At 59.3% G+C, this 1,362-nt stretch carries 1 protein-coding gene; it reads right to left on the reverse strand.

Annotation, left to right across the window (positions count from 1 at the left end; all coding sequences use genetic code 11):
- Positions 1-1,362, reverse strand: a 1,362-nt coding sequence (locus AC2FNC_RS20770; protein ID WP_496716577.1) for a recombinase family protein, incomplete at both ends; no start/stop codon positions are given.

Below are 1,362 nucleotides of genomic sequence, written 5' to 3' on the forward strand. Positions count from 1 at the left end.
CGTAACACGTTCAATCAGGCCCCGGATAATCTCCAAGGCCCCGGTGCGGATCGACGGATCCGATAGCGCCTGTGCCAGATCTGCGACCTTGGAGCGATAAAGTTCCGACAGATTTGGGTGCAGTCGCACCGGTGAAGGCTTAGGTCCGGAGAGCTTGGCATCCAGATCGGCGATCTGCGCTTCGAGTTCTTCGAGCCGCGTTTGAAGGCCGGGGGTACGAATGCCCTCCGCGATTGCATCATAGAACCCATTCAGTTTGCGTGCAGCTTTGTCCCGCTCGGATTGTAGACGGGTCCGGGCTGCCTCCGCTGTACCTGCTTCTGCGTTGGCGGCTTCGCTGAAGGATTTGATAAAAGCGGCCACTGCGTCGGGCTGCATCAGACGCTGACGAAGCAAATCCAGAACGGCGTCTTCCAGGACATTGCGGCGAATGGATTGCCTGTGCGTGCAGGTGCCGAGTTTGCGGGCGGCAGAACAGGCGAGGTAATCGCGCCCGACAGTGGCGAGTGGCCCACTGCAGTTGCTGCAGAATACAAGACCTGTCAGAAGGTGCTTTTTGCGACGCTTCTCCCAAAACTTGGTTTCCTTGATGGCTTTGACGCGGGGATCAGCCTCGATCTCGCCTTGCCGCTGCTTGACCGCCTCCCAAAGTTCAACCCCAACGATCCGCAGCTCAGGGACCTCCGCGATGATCCATTTGGACGGATCGTTGAGACGGGAAACACGTCTGCCGGTCTCCGGATCCTTGATGTAGCGCAGCCGGTTCCAAACAAGGCGGCCGATGTAGAGCTCATTGTTGAGAAGGCCCGTCCCACGCACTCGGTGCCCTCGAATGGCCGTGTCACGCCATAACTTGCCACGGGGACCGGGAATACCTTCGGCGTTCAGGCGGCGCGCGATGGCTTTGGGAGAATGCCCCTCGGAGAACTCTTGAAACACCCGCCGGACAATCTCAGCTTCTGCTGCATTGATCATTCGTTCTCCCGTGACGGGTTGGCCGTCGGCCCCAAGACGCCGGACGACGTCGTAACCGTAGCTGTTGCCGCCGCCGGAACGGCCAAGCTCGACCCGTCCGCGCAGACCACGTCGAGTTTTGTCGGCCAGATCTTTGAGGAACAGTTGGTTCATGGTCCCCTTGAGACCCACATGCAACTCACTGATCTCGCCTTCGGTCAGAGTCATGATGCCGACCCCTGCAAAGCTCAGGCGTTTGAAAATCGCAGCGATGTCTGCCTGGTCCCGGCTCAACCGATCCAGCGCCTCTGCCAAGATCAGATCAACCCGTCCTTCCTGAGTTGCATTGAAGAGTGCTTGCAGCCCGGGACGCAACATGGACGCACCAGAGACCGCCCGATCAGAATA

This window comes from Ruegeria sp. BHSA123, from assembly GCF_059613425.1.